The 1,007-nt window shown below is 66.0% G+C and carries 2 protein-coding genes; both read left to right on the top strand.

What is annotated here, in order from left to right; genetic code table 11:
- Positions 1–704 (top strand): phosphohexomutase domain-containing protein (locus J2046_RS33665; protein WP_459213539.1); only part of this gene is annotated, 704 nt, incomplete at its 5' end.
- Positions 705–720: 16 nt separating this feature from the next.
- Positions 721–1,007, top strand: a 287-nt coding sequence (locus J2046_RS33660) for a sugar phosphate nucleotidyltransferase (protein WP_267950885.1), incomplete at its 3' end; no start/stop codon positions are given.

Below are 1,007 nucleotides of genomic sequence, written 5' to 3'. Positions count from 1 at the left end.
CCGACGAGACGGGAGAGGTGCTACGCGGCGATCTTCTCGGCCTGATCGCCGCCCGGTTCCTGGAGGCGAAGGTGGTGGTGACGCCGGTCACCTCCAATTCCGGCATCGAGGCGGCGGGGGATTTTGCCGTCATCCGCACGAAAGTCGGCTCGCCCTTCGTGATCGCCGGCATGCTGGAAGCGCTGCGGACCGGGAAGACGGGCATCATGGGCTTCGAAGCCAATGGTGGCCTTTTGACCGCCTCGCCGTTCGTGGTCGACGGCGCATCGCTCGATCCGCTGCCGACCCGCGACAGTTTCCTGCCGCTGGTCGCCGCACTTTCGCTTGCCGCAGCGAAGAAGAAACCGCTGTCTGAGATCGCCGCCTCTTTCCGGCTCCCGTTCGCGGCCGCCGACCGGCTGGAGGATTTTCCGGTCGAGACGAGCGCGGCGTTGATGGCACATCTGCGCGCCTCCGACGATAATCTCGCCACCTTCCTTCGGCCGATCGGCGCGATCGCGGACAAAAGCGATATCGACGGCCTGAGGGTGAGGCTGGACGACGGGCGGATCATCCATTTGCGACCGTCCGGCAATGCCCCGGAGATGCGCTGCTACGTGGAAGCCCGGACGGAAGACGCGGCGAAGGCCCTGCTCGACCAGGGCCTTTCATTGATCCGCGAATGGGCCGGGCAGCGGATGCTGCGCCCGACGACGAACGAATGAACCGGAGATCGTTTCGATGAAGACCAAGATCATCCCCGTCATCATGGCCGGTGGCAAGGGGACGCGGCTGTGGCCGCTGTCACGTGCCAGTGCGCCCAAACAGTTCATCCAGTTCGTCGGCGACCGGACGCTGTTCCAGGCCACCCTGTCGCGCGTTTCGGATCCGGCGCTGTACGAGGCCCCGGTGGTCATCACCAACGAGGATTTCCGCTTCCTGGTCGCCGAACAGGCCCGCGAGCTCGGCATCAGGCTTTCCGGCATCCTGCTCGAGCCGGTGGCCCGCAACACTGCGCCCGCGGTGGC

This window comes from Neorhizobium petrolearium, from assembly GCF_017873175.1.
Classification (GTDB): Bacteria; Pseudomonadota; Alphaproteobacteria; order Rhizobiales; family Rhizobiaceae; genus Neorhizobium; species Neorhizobium petrolearium.
The sequence above is the reverse complement of the archived record's forward strand: the minus strand, read 5'-3'. Positions and strand labels throughout refer to the sequence as shown.